This is a genomic window from Segetibacter sp. (genome assembly GCF_025963695.1).
GTDB lineage: Bacteria > Bacteroidota > Bacteroidia > Chitinophagales > Chitinophagaceae > Segetibacter.
This window is the reverse complement of the sequence record NZ_JAOQAH010000035.1, coordinates 25251-50722: the sequence shown is the minus strand read 5'-3', so window position 1 is coordinate 50722 and position 25472 is coordinate 25251. Positions and strand designations below refer to the sequence as shown.

At 39.3% G+C, this 25472-nt stretch carries 16 protein-coding genes; 11 read left to right on the top strand and 5 right to left on the bottom strand.

Annotation, left to right across the window (positions count from 1 at the left end; all coding sequences use genetic code 11):
* The first annotated feature begins 28 nt into the window (after positions 1-28).
* The 4 genes from JWR87_RS06135 (at position 29) to JWR87_RS06120 (ending at position 5838) form a co-directional block, all read left to right on the top strand.
* Positions 29-2539 carry a YfhO family protein gene (locus tag JWR87_RS06135; protein WP_297816940.1) on the top strand — a complete coding sequence of 837 codons (2511 nt, stop codon included), beginning with the start codon at positions 29-31 and terminating at the stop codon, positions 2537-2539.
* Positions 2540-2674: 135 nt separating this feature from the next.
* Positions 2675-3511: a glycosyltransferase gene (locus JWR87_RS06130; RefSeq protein WP_297816937.1), complete on the top strand. Its 837-nt coding sequence runs from the start codon at positions 2675-2677 to the stop codon at positions 3509-3511.
* A gap of 213 nt (positions 3512-3724) precedes the next feature.
* Complete coding sequence (locus JWR87_RS06125; RefSeq protein WP_297816934.1) at positions 3725-4930, top strand: glycosyltransferase family 4 protein; 1206 nt, start codon at positions 3725-3727, stop codon at positions 4928-4930.
* Positions 4927-5838 carry a glycosyltransferase family 2 protein gene (locus JWR87_RS06120; protein WP_297816931.1) on the top strand — a complete coding sequence of 304 codons (912 nt, stop codon included), beginning with the start codon at positions 4927-4929 and terminating at the stop codon, positions 5836-5838. Before JWR87_RS06125 ends, JWR87_RS06120 begins: the two co-directional genes overlap by 4 nt.
* Positions 5839-5914: 76 nt before the next feature.
* Here JWR87_RS06120 and JWR87_RS06115 read toward each other — a convergent pair whose 3' ends face one another.
* Positions 5915-6658, bottom strand: coding sequence for a menaquinone biosynthesis protein (locus JWR87_RS06115; protein ID WP_297816929.1), 744 nt, complete (start codon positions 6656-6658; stop codon positions 5915-5917).
* A 292-nt stretch (positions 6659-6950) separates the two neighbouring features.
* Between JWR87_RS06115 and purB the strand changes: the two genes are divergently transcribed.
* The gene (purB, locus tag JWR87_RS06110; protein WP_297816927.1) at positions 6951-8297 is read left to right on the top strand and encodes an adenylosuccinate lyase; all 1347 of its coding nucleotides are present in this window, start codon (positions 6951-6953) and stop codon (positions 8295-8297) included.
* 64 nt (positions 8298-8361) lie between these two features.
* Here purB and JWR87_RS06105 read toward each other — a convergent pair whose 3' ends face one another.
* Positions 8362-9381: a YpdA family putative bacillithiol disulfide reductase gene (locus JWR87_RS06105; RefSeq protein ID WP_297816925.1), complete on the bottom strand. Its 1020-nt coding sequence runs from the start codon at positions 9379-9381 to the stop codon at positions 8362-8364.
* Positions 9382-9638: 257 nt separating this feature from the next.
* Here JWR87_RS06105 and JWR87_RS06100 point away from each other — a divergent pair, with 257 nt between their 5' ends.
* Entirely contained in the window at positions 9639-10409 is a 771-nt protein-coding gene (locus JWR87_RS06100; protein WP_297816923.1) for a DUF1080 domain-containing protein, read from the top strand.
* 37 nt (positions 10410-10446) lie between these two features.
* On the opposite strand, the gene JWR87_RS06095 is transcribed toward JWR87_RS06100, so the two are convergent.
* Positions 10447-11151: a phosphatase PAP2-related protein gene (locus JWR87_RS06095; protein WP_297816920.1), complete on the bottom strand. Its 705-nt coding sequence runs from the start codon at positions 11149-11151 to the stop codon at positions 10447-10449.
* A gap of 407 nt (positions 11152-11558) precedes the next feature.
* Here JWR87_RS06095 and JWR87_RS06090 point away from each other — a divergent pair, with 407 nt between their 5' ends.
* On the top strand, positions 11559-11933 hold the full coding sequence (locus JWR87_RS06090) for an STAS/SEC14 domain-containing protein (RefSeq protein WP_297816918.1): 375 nt from the start codon (positions 11559-11561) through the stop codon (positions 11931-11933).
* 172 nt (positions 11934-12105) lie between these two features.
* Here the strand turns inward: JWR87_RS06090 and clpB are convergent, their stop codons facing one another.
* Positions 12106-14721: an ATP-dependent chaperone ClpB gene (clpB, locus tag JWR87_RS06085; protein ID WP_297816915.1), complete on the bottom strand. Its 2616-nt coding sequence runs from the start codon at positions 14719-14721 to the stop codon at positions 12106-12108.
* Between the two features lie 518 nt (positions 14722-15239).
* On the opposite strand from clpB, the gene JWR87_RS06080 reads away from it, so the two are divergent.
* Positions 15240-21386: a HAMP domain-containing protein gene (locus JWR87_RS06080; RefSeq protein ID WP_297816912.1), complete on the top strand. Its 6147-nt coding sequence runs from the start codon at positions 15240-15242 to the stop codon at positions 21384-21386.
* 8 nt (positions 21387-21394) lie between these two features.
* Positions 21395-22693, top strand: coding sequence for a response regulator (locus JWR87_RS06075; protein WP_297816909.1), 1299 nt, complete (start codon positions 21395-21397; stop codon positions 22691-22693).
* A 197-nt stretch (positions 22694-22890) separates the two neighbouring features.
* Here JWR87_RS06075 and JWR87_RS06070 read toward each other — a convergent pair whose 3' ends face one another.
* A complete protein-coding gene (locus tag JWR87_RS06070; protein WP_297816907.1) occupies positions 22891-23649 on the bottom strand; it encodes a DUF4197 domain-containing protein in 759 nt (252 codons plus the stop codon).
* A 324-nt stretch (positions 23650-23973) separates the two neighbouring features.
* Between JWR87_RS06070 and JWR87_RS06065 the strand changes: the two genes are divergently transcribed.
* Both JWR87_RS06065 and JWR87_RS06060 read left to right on the top strand, forming a co-directional pair.
* Complete coding sequence (locus JWR87_RS06065; protein ID WP_297816904.1) at positions 23974-24786, top strand: glutaminyl-peptide cyclotransferase; 813 nt, start codon at positions 23974-23976, stop codon at positions 24784-24786.
* Between the two features lie 135 nt (positions 24787-24921).
* A complete protein-coding gene (locus JWR87_RS06060; RefSeq protein ID WP_297816902.1) occupies positions 24922-25344 on the top strand; it encodes a response regulator in 423 nt (140 codons plus the stop codon).
* Positions 25345-25472: the final 128 nt, after the last annotated feature.

The following is a 25472-nucleotide window of genomic DNA, read 5'->3' as shown; positions in this document are numbered from 1 at the left end:
TATTTTGCCATCTGCATAAAATAACAACATGAAGAATTTTGATTGGAAGAAGGTTTTGCCCCATGTATTTGCCATTGGTATTTTCCTGATCGTTGCCTTATTCTATTGCAGACCTGCCCTGCAAGGCAAAGTATTGCAACAGAGCGATATAACTCAATGGAAAGGGATGAGCCATGATATATACAAGTACAAAGAAGTACACGGTGACGCCCCACTTTGGACCAACAGCATGTTTAGTGGAATGCCGAGCTACCTGATCGCCAGCAAAACAAATAATCATGTTCCTTTTTATTTTGCCGAAGCATTAGCGTTGTTTTTAGGAAAGCCTTTTCAATTCTTTTTTCTTGCGTGTCTCTGTTTTTATTTTTTATCACAGGTGCTAAAAGTTAGTTCGTGGATTGGAGTAGTTGGATCGCTTGCATATGCCTACGCTACTTATAACCCTGTCATTGTTGTAGCAGGACATGATACAAAAATGATGTCTATAGCTTTATTGCCGGGTTTCATTGCTTCACTTATTTTAATTTATGAAAAAAAGTACTGGTGGGGAGCAGCACTTACAGCTTTTTTTACCGGTGCACTCATAAGTCAAAACCATTACCAGATAACATATTACGGAGTCATCATAGCGGTCATTATGACAATTGGCTACGCTTTCAACTGGATAAGAAACCAAGAGTACAAACACCTTTTGCTTGCAGGTGCCATAACATTGTTTGCGGGAGTTGTGGGAGCGTTATCAAACGCAGTTGTTCTCTTTCCTAATTACGAATATACTGAGGCTACCATAAGAGGCGGAAGTGACCTGGCAGATGCTAAAAGTAATATCGGCAAAGACGGCCTCAGCCAGGAGTATGCGTTTGACTACAGTATGTATAAAAGCGAACCTTTTGTAATGCTTGTACCGAGAATGTTTGGCGGAAGTAGCAACAATTTAGAGTTGGATGAAAGCAAGTCGAAAGCTATCGAAGCACTACAGGCGATGCCTCAACAACTTGCCCAACAACTACAGGGAAATTTAAGTTTCTATTGGGGGGGTATTGGTGGAACCCAGGGGCCTCCTTATGTAGGAGCTATCATTTGCTTTCTTGCAATTCTAGGCTTTGTGGTGCTCGACTCAAAACACAAGTGGTGGATATTGACCACTTGCATACTTTCTATTTTAATGAGTTGGGGCGGCTTCTTTCCTGGCTTCAATGGTTTTCTATTAAAGCATCTGCCGATGTACAATAAGTTTAGAGCACCGAGCATGACAATTGTTATCCCTACATTTTTATTGTGTATGACTGCTATTTTATCACTACAAAAATTACTGTTTGGCATAGAAGACAAAGCAGTTCTCCTAAAGCAAATGAAGCAGGGCGTTATGGTAACCGGGGCAGTTTTTGTTGTTTTATTTCTTATATATTTTAACCTCGATTACGTTAGCAAGGGAGATACCCAGCTATTGCAACAAATAGCTCAAATACCGGATGCAACGCAAAAAGCAACTATAGAACAGCCGGTAAGGGATTTTTTAAACGGGCTTAAAGACGACAGACAACATTTATTCTTAATGGACATTTTTCGGTCTTTATTTTTTATAGCGATTGCAGGTGCAGCACTATGGCTATATCAAAGGAAAGTTTTAAAGCCGGTTTATGCTTTGAGTGTGATCGGCCTTTTCTCTTTTATTGATGTTATGGCGATAGATGTTAATTACCTCAAAAGCGAAAATTACCAGGAGAAAGAAGAAAACGAAGCAGCCTTTAACCCAACTCCCGCTGACCAGGCAATTTTGCAAGACAAAAGTTGGTACCGGGTACTGGATTTATCAAATGGTGTTAGCAATGCCTTCAACGGTGGTGCTTTAACTGCCTATCATCACAACACAATTGGTGGTTACCATCCTGCAAAACTTAGTATTTACCAGGATCTCATAGAACATCAGTTGTATAAATACCCAAACAATCAGAATGTTTTAGACATGCTTAATACAAAGTATGTTATTGAAAATCCGAACGCGACGGCTGTTGCCGCCCGACCCACCAATCTTGGTCCTGTTTGGTTTGTAAAAGGTATCCGTTTTGCAAATACGGCAAAGGAGGAAATGGATGCGCTCGATAATCTTAATACAAGAGACTCGGCTGTGGCTAATAAATCTTTTTCCCATGTTTTAAGAACAGGTTTTACTTCGGATCCTACAGCAAGCATCCAACTAGTGAAAAATGAAAACGATGTAATAACCTATACATCTAAAGCTCCCTCAGAGCAGTTAGCGGTCTTTAGCGAAGTGTATTATGACAAAGGCTGGAACGCCTACATTGACGGAAAACAAACACCGTACGCCAAGGTAAATTATGTACTACGTGGAATGATGGTTCCTGCAGGAGAACACTCTATTGTATTTAAGTTTGAACCGAAAAGCCATGCAATCGGCTGGACCGTTACAAATATTTGCTCGTTTATTATGTTGCTCTTGTTAGTAGCCGCAATTATTAAAACTTACAGAAATAATAGAAATAGATTAGTGACAGATCTAAAATCTAAAGCAGTTTAATATCTTAATTAAACCCATTTTGATTGTTAATCATTGCATCTTTTATAGCGCGGTGATCATTAATAAAAAAGGTTTCTAACAATCAAGAGTAAAATATAAAAGACAAAAGAACCTGCAATTAAAGCTCCATTATTGATGATTTGTAATCCTTCGGTAAGTGTTGTTATGCCTGTTTACAATGCATCACCCTTTCTAAAAAAGGCAATAAAAAGTATACTAAACCAGACGTTAGCAACCTTTGAGTTTATCATTATTAACGATGCGTCTACCGATAACAGTGAAAAGATAATATCTTCTTTTAATGACGAAAGGATCGTTTACTATAAGCACAACAATAATAAGGGAGTGGTTGCTGCTATGAACAAAGGCGTTGATTTAGCCAGAACTCCCTATATAGCAGTGATGCATGCTGACGACATTGCCCTGCAGGGTAGGCTTGAAAAGCAATTGAAGTTATTGGAGCAACATCTTTTAACAGCAGTAGTGGCGGGCAAAAGTATCTTTATAGATGAGGAAGATAAAGAAATTGGAAGCGTTTGGAAAGTGGACGATATTACCAATACTTCTAAAGAGATTAGAAAAGAGATGATTTGGCAAAATTGCATTTCTCATCCTACCGTTATGATGCGCACTTCTATCGCAAAGCAGTATCAATATAAAAGTTCGCCTAAGTTGGATGGGTTTGCAGTAGAGGATTATCCCCTGTGGTTACATGTGTTAGCTGACGGATACTTGATCGAAAAGCTGCCAGAACCAGTTCTCTTATATCGCCAGCATGCTTCATCCGCAACCGGCGCTCACCTAAGAAAACGAAATCCTTTTCTTGTCAATTATTATTCAAAGCAATTTTATTTAGAGGAAAGAAAACGCCTAAATAAGTTTAGTTCGTTTGATAGAAAAGTACAATTAACGATGTATCTGGATTATATAAAGGCAACATTAAAAGATATAAAGAAGAGACTGACCACATAAATCTTAGCTGCTTGAATATTACTTTGGCAACTTAAGATGTTTATCCATCTTGTTGAGTTATCCCCGGAACTAATATAATTTCTGATTACCTCACCTATTCCTTAAAACGGTTTGAATGGCTTTCTCTATTTCCAAAAATGCAACCCATTCAATTAATCATGGGTTGAATTAGCGAATGAAGTAGGGTGATCTATAACTTGTATTTTTGCTTACATGTATTTGTTTTATGTCTATAAACGAAAAATTGAAAACCTTTTCATTTTTCCTTTTATTTTAATTGGTCGTCTTCTTTTTTCCTTTAAAGGGAAGGAAACTGACTATGATACATTTTTCTTTTTTCCTTTTTATCATACAGGCGGGGCCGAAAAAGTTCATGCTCTTATAACCCAGGCAACAGGAGGAGCAAGTTCTATTATTTATTTTACCCGAAAATCCTATGATAAAAACTTTTATGCTGATTTCGTAAAGTCAGGTTGTACTATAAAAAACATCTCGAAATACACCGATAACAAATTTCTATACTTCCTCAACCTTATTTATCGCGGCTATATTACAGGTGCTATTAATAGTCAAAAACGCCTACCCTTAATTTTTAACGGCCAATGCAACTTTGCATATAAAATTTCACCCTGGGTTAAACGGAAAATTCCTCAAGTAGAATTAATTCACTCGTTCAATACCTTCTCGTGGATACGTATTCCTTTTCTTCCTTTCATATCTCAAACAGTGATGATAAGCCGGGTAAGAATTGAAGACCATCTGAAACAATACAAAAAATTAGGAGTACCAGAACGTTATAAATCTAAAATAAAATTTATAGTAAATGGCATTCGGCTGCCAGCAACAGCAAAAGAAAAAGCCCTTACAAACACTCTTAAGGTATTATATGTGGGTAGGGGAACCGAAGAAAAAAGAGTTCATCTGATTGCGCAGATGGCTCAACGGTCCGCACAAAAAAGGCTGCCGGTAGAATTTCTTTTTATGGGAGATGTACAAGATGCAATTTCTCCCGCATTACAATCCTATTGTACTCTGTTAGGCCACCATACAGATCCCTCGAAGATTGATGAAATATACCAACAGGCACATATTATAATCATTACCTCTACTACCGAAGGTTTTCCTTTGGCTATTGAAGAAGGAATGTCAAGAGGTTGCGCAGTTATTGCTACTCCGGTGGGAGATATTCCTATTCATGTTAAGCACAACGAAAACGGCTTTTTATTTTCTTCGGTTTTAAATGAAGCGCTGATAGTTGATGAAGGGGTAAGTTTTATTTCTTTGCTTGCAGAAGAAAAAACGCTGCTGCTGCAAACGGGGGAAAGAAACAGGAAATATGCCTATGAAAACTTCAGCATTGAAACATTCAATGATCGATATCAGCAACTATTTAATAAGTTAAGAAGTAAACAGTTTTGAAACCACTCAGCTTCATCATCATCACTTACAACCGGCCTAAGGATGCGCTGGAGCTTTTACAAAACTTGAGCAAACTTGATTCTGCCAAAGAGTTATTAGAAGATGTAATCGTAGTAAACAACGCTTCGACTGATGATTATGCCAGCGTAAAAAATTTCCAGGATCCAAATCTTCCGGTTATTTATATCGACGCCGAGGAAAACCTGGGTGTAACCAGGGGGAGAAATTTTGCGTTGCAATATGCAAAAGGTGAAATTGTTATATTCCTGGATGATGATGCCGTATTACAAAATGCTGACGCATTAGTGAATCTGTTGAAAGCTTTTGAAAAACCTAATTTCGAAAACCGCTCTATCGCGATCGTTTCTTTTAAAATTTTATACTACGATTCGTTGCAGATGCAGAAAAACGGGCTACCCCATAAGCAGTTTGAGCAATACAAAGACAAGTGCGGGTTCTTCACCTATTTTTTTGCTGGTGGTGCTCATGCAATAAAAAGAATTGTATTAGATGAAGTAGGCCAGCTGCCTGCAGAGTTTTTTTATGGAATGGAAGAATATGATCTTAGCTATCGCATTCTCGACAAGGGCTATTGTATAAAATATGATAGCTCTATTGTAATGCTTCATAAAGAAAGCCCACTTGGCCGCAAGCCGCGGAGTGAGAAACAAAGAATGATGTGGGTAAACAAAACAAAAGTGGCTTACCGCTACTTACCTAAAATTTACTTCTTCTCAACTGCAATAATGTGGTCGATTGAATACTTATTAAAAACAGGTTTCGATTTAAAAGGATGGATGAAAGGTTGGAAGCAAATTTTAGACATTCCTAAACAAGAGCAAAGAACAAGGATAAAAGAAAGTACCCTTAACTATTTAAGAAAGGTTGAAGCGAGACTTTGGTATTAATATCGTCTTCTTGCATTTCCCACAAAAGCCCATTCCTGAAAAGCGTAACTAAAACACTTTAAAGAGATAAGCAAGGTCAGGAATTAGGCAAGAATTTTAAAAACGTCTCCAAACCTTTTTTCTTGCCATCTGTGAGCTCGTAGCTAATGTTTTCGGTATAATACTTCTTCAAATCGTAAAAGGGCGAACTATTTTCACCAATTACCTCGTTTAAATTTTCAAGCCCTTTTTTATTAGCCTCGTTAAATTTGTAAATAAAATCGTCGGGTAATTTTTTATTTGCTACCCAGGCAGCAAAAACGAAAGGAAGTCCCGTAAACGCTATCCATGCTGCCGCCAGGTCGTGTTGATAAGTTGAAATTTTTCTTTGTTCAAAAGCCCTGTCGCCTATTACAACTGCAGCAGTTGTACCTTTTATCTGATTTCTGAAATTGAGGCTTGCTTCTTCAAAAACAACTTCGAGTTTCCAATAATTTTCAATTAGAATTCTTGCAAGCGCTACAGATGTTTTGCTTTGATAATCGAGTATCACTTTTTCAATTTGCCCAAGTGGCACCTCGCTAAACAAACATACTGATGCAACTTCCTGGTCTGCACCAATGCAATAATCGCTGACGATGTAGTATTCTTTCAACTTCGGTATTATTGCCACAGGTACTAGTCCAAGATCTATTTCGTTGTTCAGTAGCATTGATGCTATTTTAGCGGGGTACTCTTCTACAATCTCCATCCCCTCTATCTTCAGTCCATGTTTGAAAGCGTACATTAATGGCTTGGTATTCAAATAACTTACAGCTCCAACCTTCACAGTCTTGTTCAATTCATCTAATTTTGAGGCTGCAAAGAAAATTGATTTTTACCGACAAGCGGCTGTAAACATTAAGTAGTTAATAATGAATAATGAATAATTAACAATGAATAAGAACGGATGCCGAGTAGAGAGTATGCCGTTTAATGATTAGTTGTTAATTGTTTACTATCAAATATTAATTGTTTACTTACAGCTTAACTGTACAAGGGTGCGACGCAAGAAAAAATAAATAGAATTACAAAAGCCGGTAACATTCCAAACATCAATTGAACAAATAAAATTTTACTAAAGTAGCTTAATAATGGAATTATCGAGTCTTACAGCCATTTCTCCGATTGACGGACGATACAGAAAACAAGTAGTGTTTTTAGATGAATATTTTAGCGAGTACGCCTTAATGAAATATAGGGTATTGGTTGAGGTACAGTACTTTTTCTTTTTAGCAGATAACCACTTTTTTGAGTTGGATAATGAATGCAGGCAACAGTTGCAAAATGTGGCGGAGACATTTAGCGTTGAAAATGCAGAACAAATAAAAGAGATTGAAAAAGTTACTAATCATGATGTAAAAGCGGTTGAGTACTTCTTAAAAGAACAACTTGAAAAAGCAGGTGGTGGGCATTTAAAAGAGTGGATACACTTTGGGCTGACTTCACAAGACATCAACAATACTTCAATTCCTTTAAGTTGGAAAGATTGCATGGAGCATGAATATTTACCTACTCTTATCAACCTTCAGAAACATTTTAAAGAGCTGGCAGTGCAGTGGAAACAAATTCCGATGCTGGCTAAAACTCATGGGCAGCCTGCTTCACCGACTTCATTGGGTAAGGAAATAATGGTGTTTGTGGAAAGACTTCAAAACCAACTGGACTTGTTTTTACATATACCTTATGCAGCAAAATTTGGCGGAGCGACAGGAAATTTTAATGCTCATAATGTAGCTTATCCAAAGAGAAACTGGTTAGAATTAGGAAACCAGTTTGTAGACGATGTACTTGGCCTTCAACGAATGCAGTTTACCACACAGATTGAACATTATGATAATTTAGCAGCTCAATTTGATTGCATTAAACGTATCAACAATATTCTTATTGATTTTTGCCGTGATGCCTGGACGTACATTAGTATGGAATATTTTAAGCAAAAAACCAGGAAAGGTGAAGTTGGCAGCAGTGCAATGCCGCATAAAGTAAATCCGATAGATTTTGAAAATGCGGAAGGAAACCTTGGAGTAGCAAATGCGTTATTTGAACATCTTTCTGCGAAACTTCCTATAAGCCGCTTGCAAAGAGACCTTACTGATAGTACCGTGTTACGCAATTTGGGTGTGCCGGTAGCTCATACTTTAATTGCGATAAATTCTATTGAAAAAGGTTTAAGTAAGCTTTTGTTAAATGAAGCGAAAATAAACCAGGACCTTGAAAACAACTGGGCAGTTGTGGCGGAAGCGATTCAAACTATTCTTCGCCGCGAAAACTACCCCGCACCATATGAGGCCTTAAAAGAATTGACACGAGGTAAAACAGCTATAGGCAAAGATGACATTGGGCAGTTTATTGACACGCTACAGGTAAGTGAAGATGTGAAAGATGAACTAAGAAAAATTACCCCTCAAACATACATAGGGGTGATGGCGGAATTTTAATTGAAAGCAGACTGGAAAAAAAGAGTGCATTGCACGGCCTTAAGAAGCTATGGCTAACCATTTCTTATAGATTTCTCTTAGCAACAATGTTCGTTACAATTTTTTCGGCATGTACTCTTGAATTCTCGATAAATAACCTGTGCGTATTCATGCCGCCGCAAATAACTCCGGCCAGGTAAACGCCGCTAATATTTGTTTCCTGCGTTTCCTCATTTATGGTTGGGCAAAGAACAGCGTCATCAGATAGTTCGATGCCAATGTCTCTAAGAAATTTCATGTTTGGCTGGTAACCTGTCATTGCAAGAACCCAATCATTTTTAATGGTGACTAAACCGTCAGGTGTATTGATGTCAACTTCATGTTCTCTTATTTCTGCAACGGATGAGTTGAAGTAAGCTTTAATTGACCCTTCGGCAATCCTGTTATCAATATCCGGCTTTACCCAATACTTTACACGGTCGCTTATTTTGTCGGCTTTAATAACCATGGTAACCTCAGCTCCTTTACGCCAGGTTTCAAGAGCCACGTCTATTGCAGAGTTGGCTGCACCAACAGTCAGTACTTTCTGGAAAGCAAAGTAGTGAGGATCCTTGTAATAGTGCTTCACCTTAGTCAGCTCTTCGCCAGGAACATTAAGTAAATACGGAATGTCATAAAAGCCTGTGGCTATAATAATATTCTTACCAGTATAGCCTTGTTTAGTGGTTGTAATAGAAAAGGTTTCATTTTCTTTTTTAACTGTCAATACCTCTTCAAACAATTTTATATCTAATACTCCTGATATAGCAACTCTCCTGTAATATTCAAGCGCTTCGGAGCGTGTAGGTTTCGGGCTGTTGCTTACAAACGGAACTCCACCAATCTCCAGCCTTTCACTGGTAGAAAAAAAGGTCATGTTAATTGGATAATTATATAATGAATTAACCAAAGCTCCTTTTTCCAAAATAATATAAGTTAGTCCGGCCTTTTTTGCTTCGAGTCCACAATTCAGTCCAATAGGACCTCCCCCCACTATAATTAAGTCAAGTGCTGCCGTACCACCAGGCAAATAAGATAAGGTCTGCGGATTTCGCGGTTCATTCATACTTCTCGATTTCCTAAAAAACTATTATTAAACCACGAAGATAAACGAAGAATGGCTGTGTGAACTTTGAATTAAAGCTGTATAATTTCACTTACCCCGTTAACAATTGGGCTTGCTAACTTTAAAATGCAGCTACAAGTTAAACCGATAGATGTGAATCTAAGTTGTTTAAAGCCATTAGCTACTTTAGTTACTTTATTAACTTTTAGATAAGTGTAATAGATGATTTGACTAATTTGCTTTCAAAATTGCCTATAATGAAAAAAATCTTTTATTCAGTCTTTGCATTGGTATTAATCGTTAACGCGGCTACAGCACAAGCGAAACATGAAGACACAGAGTTCTACACTCCTGTGCCTCCTGTGGTTACCCCCACATCAGCTAATTTTGCAGCTCCTCCAAAGGATGCGGTTATTCTATTTGACGGTAAGAATGTAAACCATTGGGTTACTACCAACGATACAACAAAGCCAGCTACGTGGGATGTAGCCGGGGGAGTTATGACTGTAAACAAAACAGCGGGTAACATTCAAACAAAGCAGTCGTTCCAGGACTACCAGTTGCATATTGAATGGAAAATACCTAGTAATATCACCGGCACTAGCCAGGGAAGAGGAAATAGCGGATTGTTTCTTGCTTCAATTGGCAGAGGAGATGCCGGTTACGAATTGCAAATAATGGATAGCTATAATAATCCTACGTACGTAAATGGTCAGGCGGGAAGTATTTACAAACAATTCGCTCCGCTGGTAAATCCCAATCTTCCTCCGGGGCAGTGGCAATCTTACGATGTGGCTTGGAAAGCACCGCGTTTTAACGAAGATGGAACGCTGTTAAGTCCAGCAAGAGTGACTGTATATTTCAACAATATACTTGTACAAAACAATGTAGAGTTAAAAGGTCCGACACAGTATGTAGGTCAGCCTTCTTACAAAAAACACAATTCGGCCAACCCAATTAAGCTACAAGCGCATGGGGACAAAAGCGAGCCAATTAGTTTTCGAAATATTTGGATCAGACCAGCTTAGATGAATAAAGAATAGTAAAAATTAAATTCGTAAAGCCTTAAACAACCTTTTCAGTGCGTTTAAGGCTTTTTAATTTTACATTACTTTGAATTTTTTGCGCAATAGGAACTAGTGTAAATTTTTTGGCCAATATGTATAAGACATACACAATAATGGGAGCAGCCAGCACATCAATTGTGTAATGTATGTGCTGTAGAAGAAGCGCTATTCCAACGATAATTGTCGCAATTAAAGCTGCTATTTTTTCTTTCTTTTTTTGCAGAATTAAATATGCAAGAAAAACAGAAGCGGTATGGCCTGAATAGAAAAGGTCTTTTGTTATACCATTAGGTCCATAAAACGGAAGTAAAATTGGGTCAACCAGTGATACAAGGCCGATTGGCGGTTCTAATGCCACAGAACCGTTTGTAATTAATCGTGAAAGGCTGACAAAAAGAGTTGCCCATAAATAAAGTAAAAACAAATAAGGAGACTTCGCAGCCCGATAAATTGTAAAAATGATTGTTATATACAGTAAAGTAAATATAACGAAAGACATATTAATTGAAGGCAGAGAAGCTAACACAAAGTCGTCTAGAAGAACTCCTTGCTTCTTTTGTATTGCAGCAAAAAAATGCGGCAAATAGAGAAGAACTGCAATATAAAAAATCCATCCAGCAATTAATTTTGCTCTGTAAACAGGCGACATCCAAGCTTCTTTCCACGTAATTTTTAAAATATTCCTTTCTTCTTTTAAGATCATCTCTAATATTTATATTCGTTCATCCTTTCTACTCGACTTTGAGTTGGTAAAAATCATTCCATTTTTGAATAGACTTCTACATCGTCTGCAAATTTCCGTATAACTTCTAGTAACCTTGTATCTGCAAAAATATTAACACTTCGTAAAGCACTGTTGTGTATTAACCCCTACAACGACTAATTGCAGGAGAAAGTGTTCTAAAATGCCTGTTTTTATAAGAACACATCATAATGGAAAACACATCTGGGTGCTTTAGCAGTATTTGTAACACAATGAAAGAACCGGCCGAGGAAAGAATGATGCCATATAAGGTGGATGTTTATCTAAAAATTTTAACTTCTACTTCAACTATTTCCTGACTTACTACTGGCATAGTTGTTATTTATATGTTTAATAAAAGATAACGTATGTTACAAATAATGAAAGATGTACCGGCAAATGTGGTAGGCGTGCGTGCTTTAGGAAAAGTTACAGAAGAAGATTACAAGACATCATTAGTGCCTGAACTAGAAAAGGCATCAAAAGAATTAGGAGCGATAAATTTTTTAATGGTGTTTGAAACAGACCTTGGCAACTTTACGTCGGGAGCCTGGCTTCAGGATGCAAAAGTGAGTTTGAAACATTTTGCAAAGTGGAATAAGATTGCGATTGTAAGTGATCAAAAAATCGTAGAAAAGCTTGCTTATGTTTTTAACTACATTTCACCTGCTGATGCAAAAGGTTTCCCCGTCTCAGATATTGAACTAGCGAAAGCGTGGGTTGCAGTGCCCCAAGAGATGTAGCACAGATTCGATTGAAAAAGCTTTTTATGTACAAAAAGAGATAGGTGCACGAGTATTAGACAACCAAGGGGTGTCAAGCCGATGAGGTTGGTAAGCATGTTTCAAAAGGAGCAAAAAACGAAAAACGTCCCTTATCAAATTATTTCAAAGGGACGTTCTTGCATGTATTAGTTTAAGCTAATTCAACTTCACTATTCCTAAACACCACTAATCCATCGAACACATCTACTAATACTGGTTTAGTTTTATCAATATCCCCCGCTAATATCCTCTTACTGAGAGGATTTACAACTTCTTTTTGAATTAACCGTTTCAACGGACGCGCTCCGAACTGAGGGTTGTAGCCATTCTTAGCCAGGTAATCCAAAGCGTAATCGCTAAACTGAAGCTGTAAACCAGCGTTCTGCTCCACCAATTTTTTCAAGTTCTCAAGTTGAATGCGAATGATGCCTTTTATCTCCTTCCGCATTAATGGCTGGAACATAATCACTTCGTCAATCCTGTTTAAAAATTCCGGCCTGATAGTTTGCCTTAGCAAGTTCATTACATCCTCTTTGGTACGTTCAACTACCTCTTCCTGGTTGTACTCATCTACATTTTCAAAAGCCTCCTGTATGATATGGCTTCCCATGTTGCTTGTCATAATAATGATCGTGTTCTTAAAGTTAACCGTGCGACCTTTGTTATCAGTTAAACGCCCGTCATCCAAAACCTGCAACAAGACATTGAATACGTCGGGATGAGCTTTTTCAATTTCATCAAGTAACACAACACTGTAAGGCTTACGGCGAACAGCTTCAGTCAGCTGACCGCCTTCGTCATACCCTACGTATCCCGGAGGCGCACCTACTAGTCGACTAACCGTATGTTTTTCCTGGTACTCACTCATGTCTATCCTTGTCATCATAGTCTCGTCGTCGAACAAGTAATCTGCCAGTGCTTTAGCCAACTCAGTTTTACCTACACCCGTTGTACCAAGGAATATAAATGAACCTATTGGCTTTTTAGGATCTTGTAAACCCGCCCGGCTTCTTCTGATGGCATCGGATACCGCTTCAATCGCCTCATTCTGCCCCACTACCCTTTTATGCAATTCATCTTCAAGGTTCAGCAATTTCTCCCTTTCGCTCTGCACCATCTTAGCAACGGGTATCCCTGTTGCTCTCGCCACATTCTCCGCAATGTCTTCAGCATCAACCTCTTCCTTTAGAAGACGCTTATTTTCGCTTATTTCTTCAAGCTTCCGTGAGTATTCAACTATTATTCTTTCCTGCTCCTGTACTTTACCATAACGGATCTCGGCTACCCTTCCATATTCCCCATTTCGCTCAGCCTGTTCAGCCTGGTGTTTTAAACTTTCTATTTCAGATTTCGCTGTCTGTATTTTTTCAACAACTTCTTTTTCCTGTTGCCATTTTGCTTTAAGTGTATCGCGCTCAACGCTTAAGGTGCTGATATCTAAAGCAAGTTGTTTCAACTTTTCCTCGTCGTTTTCACGCTTAATAGCTTCCCGTTCTATTTCCAGTTGCCGGATCTTTCTCTCCAACTCATCCAACTCTTCGGGCATGCTATTCATTTCAAGCCGTAGTTTAGCAGCACTCTCATCTATTAGGTCAATCGCCTTGTCTGGAAGAAAACGATCAGTGATATAACGGCTTGATAATTCGACTGCTGCAATGATTGCCTCGTCTTTTATACGAACATGATGGTGTGTCTCGTACCTGTCTTTAAGTCCACGCAAAATGGAAACAGCATCATCGATACTAGGCTCGTTTATCATTACCTTTTGAAAACGACGTTCTAAAGCTTTATCCTTTTCGAAATATTTCTGATACTCGGCAAGTGTAGTTGCGCCGATAGCCCTAAGTTCACCTCTTGCTAAAGCAGGCTTCAAAATGTTAGCAGCGTCCATTGCACCTTCCCCTCCGCCGGCTCCAATCAGCGTATGAATTTCATCTATAAACAAAAGGATCTCACCATCGCTTTCCGCAACTTCCTTCACCACGCTTTTCAGGCGCTCTTCAAACTCACCTTTATATTTTGCACCTGCAATGAGCTGGCCCATGTCGAGTGCAAAAATTATCTTGCTCTTTAAATTTTCGGGCACATCACCATTTACAATCCGGTGTGCTAATCCCTCTGCAATTGCAGTTTTACCAACGCCTGGTTCACCAACTAGTATTGGATTGTTTTTGCTGCGGCGCGATAAAATATGAAGGGTGCGGCGGATTTCCTCATCCCGTCCAATCACAGGATCTAGTTTGCCGTCACGGGCCATATCGTTTAAGTTACGCCCGTACTTCTGCAGAGCATTAAACTGCTGCGAAGACGTTTGAGAATTAACTGTTGACCCCTTCCTGAGGTCAAGAATAGCAGCTTTAATACCCTTTTCGTTTGCACCTGCGTCTTTCAGTATTCTAGCAACGTCGTCGCTACCTTGAATTAATGCCAGTAAAAGATGCTCAACACTCACAAACTCATCCTTAAATGATTTCAATAATCCATTTGCCCGTAGTAGTGCATTGTTTAGCTCACGACTTATGCTCTGCCCCGGTTCGCCGCCAGTAACTTTAGGCAGCTTGTTGATAGACTCCTCGATCTTAGTTTTTACGAAAGCAATGTTCACGTCATTTTTTTTCAGTAAAAACTCCACCGGACTGTTTTCATCATCGAGCAAAGCCTTCAACAGATGGTTGGTTTCAATGTTGGGGTTGCCGCCACTATAAGCAACTTGCTGTGCTTGCTGGATAATCTCCTGCGACTTAATGGTATAATTATTCAGGTTCATATATCTAATATTTTAAATTTTACGTTTTGTATTTTCTTCGATTTACGGCTGTACTCCTCTTACACATTGTTGTGTCACTTACTGATACTATTTGTTCTTCGTTCAACATTGATGAGTATTTGTCCTGAACTGAACGAGTAATCTAATAATTTTATCGTTCAAACTACCTGTTTCAACACAACTACTCAAAAAGCCATTACTGATGTCCAAATTGTAATCCAGAAAGAAATAAGAGAAAAAATGACACCAAAAATAAATAGCTAACTGACTGATAGTCATAAGAAGAATAGTAACACTGTAAAATTAACATGAAGCATTGAAAAATTAGGTAGCTCAAAAAAACCTTGAGAGTGTTCAACATCAATTATTACATTTCTAAAGGGAGGAATTTCAGATCAACGAATTTTTTAAAAATAGTTTAAAAAGTAAATTCGGAAATTATTTACTTTTGGCTCATTTCCTTTTTTTCAACTTCTGCAACTTTTTTATTTACGTTTGAAATCTAATCCCTTATACCAATGAGTTCGAAAAAGACAATGTCGCCTCATAATCTTGAAACCTTAGCTTCTATCAACGTTGATGACTCGGAATTAGTAATCGCCGAAACCTCGAAAAAGAAAAGCAGTGGAAATGGAAAGGTGAAACAAAAAATAGCACCTGTAATTGGGGGCGACGAGCCGGAATTAGATAGGCGCGAACTACTAAGAGTTTTATCTGAAGTAAAAAACGGAAATTTCAACGTGCGGATGCCGATAGATTTAATAGGCATCGACGGAAAAATCTGCGATACGTTGAACGACATTATCTACCTGAATGAGAAACTCATGGGAGAACTTACCGTAGCTGGAAAAACAATCGGTAAACAGGGTAAACTAAATCATAGGGTAGAACTGCCGTTCGCAAAAGGTTCCTGGAATACTGGTGTTGACTCTATCAACAACCTTATTTCGGACCTTGTACATCCTACAGTTGAAATCGCGCACGTTATCGGATCGGTGGCAAAAGGAAACCTTTCGCAGGAAATGCCTTTACAAATCGGCGATCACGTATTGCAAGGAGAATTTTCCCGGATCGCAAAAGAGGTAAATGACATGGTAAAGCAGTTGAACCTGTTTTCCATGGAGGTTACACGTGTGGCGCGTGAGGTAGGCTCTGAGGGTAAATTGGGTGGACAGGCGAAAGTAAAAGGTGTAGCTGGTGTGTGGAAAGATTTGACGGACTCCGTAAACCAGATGGCAGGTAACCTTACGGCACAGGTAAGAGGCATCGCCGAGGTAACGACAGCGGTGGCAAAAGGTGACTTGTCCAAAAAAATTACAGTAGACGTTCAGGGAGAAATCCTTGAATTAAAAAATACGATCAACACCATGGTTGACCAGTTGAACTCCTTCTCTTCTGAAGTTACGCGTGTAGCCAGGGAGGTAGGCACCGAGGGTAAACTGGGTGGACAGGCAACAGTAAAAGGTGTGGCCGGTACATGGAAGGATTTGACAGACTCGGTAAACCAGATGGCAAGTAACCTTACCGGCCAGGTGCGCAACATTGCGGAGGTAACAACCGCGGTGGCAAGAGGTGATTTGAGTAGAAAGATTACGGTGGACGTAAAAGGTGAGATCCTTGAGTTAAAGAACACGATTAATACCATGGTGGACCAGCTGAACTCCTTTTCGGCAGAGGTAACCAGGGTTGCCCGCGAGGTGGGTTCGGAAGGCAAACTCGGTGGACAGGCAACAGTAAAAGGTGTCGGTGGGGTTTGGAAAGACCTTACCGATAACGTAAATCAGCTGGCAGGTAACCTAACCGTACAGCTTCGCGACGTATCAAAAGTGGCTACGGCGATTGCGAACGGTGACCTTACCCAAAAAATTACGGTGGATGTAAAAGGCGAAATTCTGCAGATCAAGGATGTAATCAACCTAATGGTGGATCAATTGAACTCATTTGCATCTGAGGTAACACGTGTGGCACTTGAGGTAGGTACAGAAGGTAAACTTGGCGGACAGGCCAAGGTACAGGGAGTAGGGGGTACATGGAAAGACTTGACCGATTCAGTAAATAACATGGCGGGTAATCTTACCGCCCAGGTAAGAAATATCGCAGAGGTAACCACCGCAGTAGCAAATGGCGACTTGTCAAAGAAAATTACGGTGGACGTGGCTGGAGAAATTCTCGAACTGAAACGAACCATTAATACGATGGTGGATCAGTTGAACTCTTTTGCCTCGGAGGTAACCCGTGTGGCGCTTGAAGTAGGTACCGAAGGAAAATTGGGCGGACAGGCAAAAGTGCAGGGTGTGGGTGGTACATGGAAAGATCTGACTGAGTCAGTAAATCAGATGGGAAGTAACCTAACTGCCCAGGTACGAAATATTGCGGAGGTAACCACTGCAGTAGCGAAAGGAGACTTAAGCCGTAAGATTACGGTGGACGTAAAAGGTGAGATCCTCGAGCTGAAGAATACGATCAACACAATGGTGGATCAGTTGAACTCTTTTGGTTCAGAGGTGTTTCGTGTGGCGCGTGAGGTAGGTTCTGAGGGTAGATTGGGAGGCCAGGCAGATGTACCAGGTGTGGAAGGACTTTGGAAAGACTTGACAGACTCGGTAAATAAAATGGCTTCTAACCTGACAGCACAGGTTCGCAACATCGCCGAGGTAACAACGGCGGTGGCAAATGGTGACCTGAGCCGTAAAATTGAAGTGGATGTAAAAGGTGAAATTCTCGAATTGAAAAACACCATCAATACAATGGTGGAACAGCTTCGCTCCTTCGCATCAGAAGTAACGAGGGTGGCGCGTGAGGTAGGAACAGAAGGCAAACTGGGTGGACAGGCAAACGTACCGGGTGTAGGTGGAACGTGGAAGGATTTGACAGACTCGGTAAACCAAATGGCAGGTAACCTTACAGCACAGGTACGAAACATTGCCGATGTGGCTATCGCCGTTGCAAATGGCGACATGTCGAGGAAAATTACGGTGGACGTACGTGGAGAGATCCTGCAGTTGAAAGAAACGCTGAACACAATGGTGGATCAGCTTCGCGCGTTTGCATCAGAGGTAACGAGGGTGGCCCGTGAGGTAGGTTCTGAAGGTAAGCTGGGTGGCCAGGCATTTGTACCAGGTGTTGCCGGTACATGGAAAGATTTGACCGACTCGGTAAACCAAATGACTGGTAACCTTACCAGCCAGGTACGTAACATTGCGGAGGTAACCAAAGCGGTGGCTTCGGGTGACCTTTCTAAAAAAGTAACGATTGACGTTAAGGGTGAGATCTTTGACCTGAAAAATACCATCAACACAATGGTGGACCAGTTGAACTCGTTTGCTTACGAGGTAACAAGGGTTGCACGTGAGGTAGGTACGGAAGGTAAACTGGGCGGTCAGGCGGAGGTACAGGGCGTGGCCGGTACGTGGAAGGATTTGACCGATTCGGTAAACATGATGGCGTCTAACCTAACTAACCAGGTGCGCAACATCGCCAAAGTGGTAACGGCGGTTGCCAGTGGAAACTTAAAACAAAAACTATCTATCGTATCCCGTGGTGAGGTGGCTCAGTTAACGGATACGATTAATGAATTAATTGATACGCTGGCAGTGTTTGCTGATCAGGTAACGACGGTAGCACGTGAGGTAGGTGTGGACGGAAGACTAGGTGGACAGGCAAGTGTACCTGCTGCATCCGGTACGTGGAAGGATTTGACGGAAAATGTAAATCAGTTAGCTGAAAACCTAACCACCCAGGTACGTGCTATTTCCGAAGTTGCCTCTGCGGTAACCAAAGGAGATCTTACGCAAATGATTCGCGTGGAAGCCAAAGGTGAGGTGGAGGAATTGAAAGATACCATTAACCAGATGATCGCTAACCTGAAGAGTACTACCCTACTCAACCAGGAACAAGACTGGTTAAAGTCGAACCTTGCGAAGTTCACCCAGATGCTGCAAGGACAAAAAGATTTGAATACGGTAACCCGTCGTATTCTATCTGAACTAGCACAGGTAGTAAATGCACAAAAAGGTATGTTCTATATATTAGAGCAGGATGAAAACCTTCAAAATCAAAAATTAAAGCTATTTGCCGCATATGCTTTTGGTAACGAAATAGAAACATCGAGAGAATTTAGACTTGGTGAAGGTTTGGTTGGACAGTGCGCCGTACAGAAAGAAAGAATTCTATTAACATCTGTTCCAAGAAACTATATTAAAATAGAATCGGGCTTAGGAGAGGCAACCCCTTTGAATTTGATCGTGCTTCCGGTGTTGTTTGAAACACAAATTAAAGCGGTCATAGAACTGGCATCTTTCGATGCATTTAATGAAACCCACCTTGACTTCTTGAGTCAGTTAACAGAAAGTATCGGTATTGTATTAAATACAATCGAGGCCAATTCAAGAACAGAAGATCTGCTTGCCCAGTCAACTTCTTTGGCGGATGAGTTGAGAAGAACCAACGAAGAACTGCAGGACAAAGCACATCTGCTGGCAAAACAAAAAGATGAGGTAGAAGATAAAAATAAAGAGGTAGAGGATGCAAGGAAATCATTGGAGGAAAAAGCGGAACAGTTACAACTTACCTCTAAGTATAAATCAGAGTTCTTGGCTAACATGTCGCATGAATTAAGAACCCCACTGAACTCCCTCTTAATTCTCGCACAGCAGCTGTTCGAAAACCAGGAAGGAAACCTTACAGAAAAGCAAGTGCGTTATGCCAAAACCATTCACAGTTGTGGTGATGACCTTATTCAATTAATTAACGACATTCTCGACCTTTCAAAAATCGAATCCGGTTATATCTCCACAGACTTTATTAACGTAAGGTTCCACGAGATTACTGCATTTGTTGAAACAACATTCAAACACATCTCAGAAAGTAAGAGTCTTCGATTTAACATTGAGATGGATGAAAAATTACCAAATACACTTGAAACGGATATTCAGCGTTTAAACCAAATCCTGAAAAACCTGTTGTCAAATGCGTTCAAGTTTACAGAAAAAGGTGAAGTGAAATTTAAGATTTACGAAGCTAAACGTAACTGGAAGTCGCACGCAACAAGTTTAGACAACGCAGAAAAAGTGGTAGCGTTTGAAATTAACGATACAGGTATTGGTATTTCGAAAGACAAGCAAAATATTATCTTCGAAGCGTTCCAGCAGGCGGAAGGTTCAACCAGTCGGAAATATGGCGGAACCGGTCTGGGACTTTCTATCAGCCGTGGACTGGCGGACTTATTAGGTGGAACGATAGAGCTTGAGAGTGAGCCGGGTAAAGGAAGCAGGTTTACTTTATACCTTCCAATTGATTATAACCCTGCACACCTAAAAAAAGAAAAGCACAGCAGTTTGACTGTTAGCCAATATACTTTAGGTGAAAATGATGAAAACCTTGCCATTCAATCTGTTCCTACAATTAAGGTTTCAGAAACAAAAGATCTGAAACTTTTAAGTGAAGTAATCAATGAAACAGGGGATGACAGAAACAATATATTATCGCACGATAAGGTACTTTTAGTGGTGGAAGATGATATGCGGTTCGCAAAAATCATGATTGAGAAGGCCCATGAAAAAGAGATTAAAGTTGTTGTAGCTAAGGCGTTTGGCGATGTGTTTGATCTCACCAATAAATTCAAGCCTGTTGCTGTAACCTTAGATGTAAAACTGCCCGACGCAAGCGGTTGGAAGATCCTTGATCTCTTCAAAAACGACTTTAACTTTAAACACATTCCTGTTCATTTAATTTCCGGCGAAGAAAACAGGTTACTGGCAATGCAAAGAGGAGCGAGAAGTTTTAACCTGAAGCCCCTTAAAAATGAAGCGCTTAACGTTCTGTTCGACGAGATTGCAACTTTCAATGAAAGAAAAGTCAAGAATGTGCTCATTGTTGAAGACAATGAATTAGAGTCTTCACAAATAGCAAAAATGTTAACTAACGGCGAGTTGATTAGTATTGAAATAGCAAGTACCGGAAAAGATGGACTAGAACTGATTCAGCAAAAGCCTTTTGACTGCATTATTGTAGACTTTATGCTTCCTGATATCGGTGGGATGGAATTTGTAGCCGAGATTAATCATATTAGCAAGCTTCAGTTAACACCAATCATCATTTATTCTGCTAAAGATTTCAACGGCAGGGAGAAAACACAATTGAAGCAATATGCAAACCGAATTCTTTTAAAAGACGTCAACTCACTCGACCTGCTGTTGGAAGAAACCGTGATGCATTTGCATATCGATCATAAAAAACTGTTACCTGAAAAGAGAAGGATAATTGATAACCTGAAGTCGAGGGAAGACGTTGTAATCAATAAAAATGTGCTGGTTGTGGATGATGACGTAAGAAATTTATTTGCGCTTACTACAGCTTTTGAAAAATATGGACTGAATACAATAACCGCCGAAAGCGGGCAGGAAGCTATTAACATACTTGCTGAAAATAATAAGATTGATATTGTTCTGATGGATATTATGATGCCTGAGATGGATGGTTATGAAACCACTCAAAAAATCAGGCGCGAGCATAAGAACAATAACTTGCCTATTATTGCAGTTACTGCTAAAGCAATGAAAGGTGACAGGGAGAAGTGCATAGAGGCGGGAGCTTCTGATTATATAACCAAACCCGTTAAAATAGACCAGCTACTATCATTGATGCGTGTATGGCTATATAAATAAATATGGGAATGGAATCAATAAATAAAGAAAAGGCTTTCCAACAATCTGATATAAAGATACTGGTGGTAGATGACCGGGAGGACAACCTTTTTTCGATTGAAACCATATTGGAAAGAGATGGTTATACGCTGGTAAAAGCCAACTCAGGAAGGGCAGCATTAAAGATTCTATTGAAAGAGCACGATTTTACGCTTATTCTAATGGATGTGCAAATGCCCGGAATGAATGGCCTTGAAACCGCAACACTTATTTCTCAAAGAGATAAACTTAAACATATACCCCTCATATTTATTACAGCGTTTAACTACGAAGAAGAGTATATTTTCAAAGGCTACCAAATGGGTGGGGTCGACTACATTTACAAACCAATAAATCCTGAATTACTAAGAGTAAAGGTTGGGGTTTTTGTAGAGCTGTACCGCCGAAACCACGAACTGGTAATGCAGGAACAAAAACTTTTACAGGCCAACAAAAAACTTGAAAGAGAAATTGACGAGAGGAAAATAACTGAAGAAAAAATCAGGCTTCTCAACTTACAGTTAATTGAAAACAATACGCACCTGAAGACCACAAACCAGGAGTTGGACCGGTTTGCCTACGTCGCGTCTCATGATCTGCAGGAGCCTTTACGTAAAATTCAATTGTTTACAGACAAGCTAACATTGAAAATGAATGTTGGTTTACCCGAAGATGTGCAGGTATATCTTCAGAAAATAGGAAAAGCATCGAAAAGGATGCAGCAGCTTGTGAACGACATCTTAAAATTCTCACGACATTCTCACGACAATTTTGATTTTGAGGAGACAAATTTAAACGACGTGTTGAATGATGTACTTTCAGATCTGGATACAGATATTCAAAAGAGGGATGCAACAATAAGTGCAGATGAACTTCCAACCATTTATGCCATTCCTAGCCAGATAAGGCAACTCTTTCAAAATATTATTAGTAACTCGATAAAGTTTTGCAGAGCGGGCTGTAAGCCCGAAATACATATACAGACTGAAGTAGTTAAGGGCGAGTGCATTCCTAATATAGATCGAAAATTTTTTAAAAATACTTTTTACAATATCTATATCAGGGATAATGGTATTGGCTTTGAATCAAAATTTGCAGAAGAAATATTTATAGTATTTAAACGACTACATACCTATAACGACTTCGAAGGAACGGGCATTGGTCTATCAATTTGCAAAAAAATAGTTGAGAAACACAAAGGCTTTATAACTGCACAAAGCAAAATAAATGAGGGGTCTACTTTTATTATAACCTTACCGCAAAGGGTATTGGAGGAAAGCCAAAACTAAATGTGTTGTTGATTGCAAGAGCACCTGTTGCATTTTTTATAATAGTACAAGAGTGCGACGCAACAAAAGATACATAGCGATATTTAAGCTGGCTAAAAAAACTGTTATATAAAAAGGATGTTGCGGCTAATGCACATCCTTTTTATATTTCTAGGACCACTTCCATTTCATCAATCTTACTTGTACCGTTTATCGGGTTACTTTCCAAAAACCTTTTTTAGCAGTGCTGTTGTTTGTGCGGCCGGATCTTTCCTTATTTTTTGCTCTTCTAAAGAAACTTCGTGAAATATGCCCGACAATGCCCGTTCAGTAACGTAAGCTGAAAGATCAGTATTTACTTTTTGGGTACTAAAAGTATTGTAGGTAGTAAATAGTGTATTCCAGTATTTAGTAGCATTTACTTTTGCAAGCGATCGCTCTATTACTGGTCGAAAAGCTTCGGCAAGGTTTGCTGTTGTTTTGCTCTTCAGGTACTCAGTAGCAGCAAAATCGCCGCCTCTTAAAATGCCCACTGCATCCTGTATGGTTATTTGTTTAATTGCATTTATAAAAATTGGCGCAGCGCTTTTACTTGCATCTTCTGCGGCACGGTTCATACTTAATATAGCGTTGTCTACTTGTCTTCCCAAACCCAACGCTCTTAATTTCGTTTCAACTTTAACCGCTTCCGCAGGCATTAAAATTTTTAATGCTGCATTTTTAAAAAAACCATCTGCCGCCGATAGCTTCGACGTACCTCTTTCAGTACCTACCTGCAATGCCTCTTTTAGTCCACTTGCAATGGTGTTGGTTGACAAAGAGTCTTTATTGTAGCCCGAAACAGAATTAAGTACTCTGCTTACAGTTGAGCCAGACGTATCTTTTGATATCTTATTAATTAAACCTCTGAGGCGTTGAGCATCTGTATGTAGAATGGATATGAAAGAAAAAGAAAAAAGGATAAAGAATTTTTTCATGCTGTGTTTTTTGTGCTGGAAAGTCAAAAATGATACCATTAGACAGAAAGATCGGTAAATACATCAATCCTCAGTGTTAAAGAATAGTGTACTAACGTTTGCGTTCATGTATTTCTTTTCTGCGACCAACATTTATTTTCTGGTCATCTTATGTTGTGTCACACCCGTGTGCTTTTGTATTTGCGGCAACTGCAGTTTCATTATTTATAAATAGTTATAAACTTTAAATTGAGAATAGCTGCTGCTAATAGTAGGAAGCATTACAACTAATTTTAACTGTGGTGATTATTCATCTTGCATATTTTTGCTACAACACTTCACCATATGTATAAACTTGTAACATTCACGTTCATTACATTATTGTTTTTAGCGTGCAAGAACAACGCAGCAAACGACGATAGTACCGGCGCAATCACTACTGCCAGTACAATAGCAGCACCTGCCAATATTAGTTATAATATAATTGCCACCTACCCACACGATACTTCATCCTATACCCAGGGTTTAATATGGCAAAACAATGCTTTATATGAAAGCACGGGCCTTGAAGGCCAGAGCCGTATAATGAAAGTGGATCTAAAAAACGGTAAACCACAACAATCTGTTTCAATCGACCCCTCTGTTTTCGGGGAAGGCATCACCATACTAAACGATAAAATTTATGAACTTACCTGGCAAAGTAATCTGGTGTATGTGTACGATTCAAAAACATTCAAAAAGATAAGAGAATTTAGTTGGGATCATGAAGGATGGGGCATTACCCATAATGGGAAAGAATTAATTATTAGTACCGGCGACAGCAACCTTTATTTTGTTGACCCCGAGACTTTTAAATTGCTTAGGATTGTCGGTGTCACCGACAACAATGGCCCGGTAGGCAACCTGAATGAGTTGGAATATATTAAAGGAGCCGTTTTTTCAAATATTTACCTCACAGACTACATCGTAAAAATAGATCCTGCTACCGGCCATATTACCGGAAGAATGGATTTGTCTGGATTGCTTGAAAAATTTGGTAAGCAGGTAAATAAAGATGACGGTAACGTTTTAAATGGGATCGCTTTCGATAGTGCAAAAAATTCGCTCTATGTAACCGGCAAAAAATGGCCATTGTTATACGAGATGAAACTGAATTAGCGGGTACTGATCTTTTGCTGTCTTTTATCTTAATGCAAATAGAAGATTTAAAGTGGAAAGGAGGCGAACCTTATTAATTTTTCTTTGTTAGACGTTCACTATATTTTTACCATTAATAATTAACTAAGTACTACTTTGAAAAGCGGGCCAATCTTACTAATTGAAGATGATGTTGATGACCAGGAATTTATTACAGATGCATTGCACATGCTTGAAGTAAAAAATCATGTTGAAATATTCGACAATGGACAAAAAGCACTTGATTATTTATTGGCCACTAACGAACAACCTTTTCTTATACTCTCTGATGTAAACCTGCCAATTATGAATGGTTTGCAATTGAAATCAGAAATTCAGCAAAATCCTTATTTAAAAGACAAGTCAATACCTTTTATTTTTCTTTCTACCAGTGCCGATGCTAAAGCTGTGTACGAAGCATTTCAGCTAAGCGTACAGGGTTTTTTTGTAAAAGAAAATACATACGATGGCATTCAGCAACAACTGAAACAAATTATTGATTACTGGAAGAACTCGCGCCATCCAAACTATGTAGCTTGATTAAATACCAATATGCTAAAAGAGATTATTGAGTAAAAAAATTTCCGTCTGCGTTTGTTAATTACTAGTATTTGTTTTTAAGTCTCTTCGGTGGTTTTACTTTAAAGCTTTTTTTGGGCTGTTGCACT